We start from the raw sequence: 703 nt of genomic DNA on the forward strand, positions 1-703 counted from the left end.
GATGCTGTATCAGAGCCGAATGAAAATATCATTGTAGATATTACCTCTATCACAGACAGCGGCGCGTTTGAGAACGTGGAAGAGCATGCTGATAATCAGGTAACAACACTGGTCATTGATGATGACGGGACTCCTCAGTTAAGTATTAATGACGTCAGCGTGAATGAAGACGATGGTGTTGCCCGCTTTACGGTAACCCTGTCCCCAGTATCAGCTTCAACTGTAACGGTTGATTTTGCTACCGCCAGCGGTACAGCGACTCAGTCTGCTGACTTCACTGGTGTGTCTGGTACCTTAACTTTTAACGCAGGAGATAATACTGCGTTTATTGATGTGCCTATTACGGATGATGTATTAGCTGAAGGCATTGAAAACTTTGTTGTAAACCTGACCAATGCTGTTAACGCTGACATTGCTGATAATCAGGGGCAAGGTAGCATTGTTGATGAAACAACGCCGTCTGGTGATGACACCGTCATCGTCTCCCTGACTGGCCCGAGCGATGTGGTCGAAGGTGAAACCACCACCGACTACACCGTCAGCCTGAGCGAAGCGGTGCCGGCGGGTAAATCGGTCACCGTGGCGCTGACGTACAGCTACACCACGGCCTCCGGTACGGACATCACTGAAGTGGCCGATGTGACCATCACCGGTCCGGCGAGCAGTGCGACCTTCAACATTGCCACCATCGATGATGCGCTGG

The 703-nt window shown here is 50.6% G+C and carries 1 protein-coding gene; it reads left to right on the forward strand.

What is annotated here, in order from left to right; genetic code table 11:
* Nucleotides 1-703: Calx-beta domain-containing protein (locus JYB63_RS22545; protein ID WP_205660183.1), on the forward strand; the 703-nt coding region annotated here is incomplete at both ends.

Source organism: Aliamphritea spongicola (genome assembly GCF_017051665.1).
Lineage (GTDB): Bacteria > Pseudomonadota > Gammaproteobacteria > Pseudomonadales > Balneatricaceae > Amphritea > Amphritea spongicola.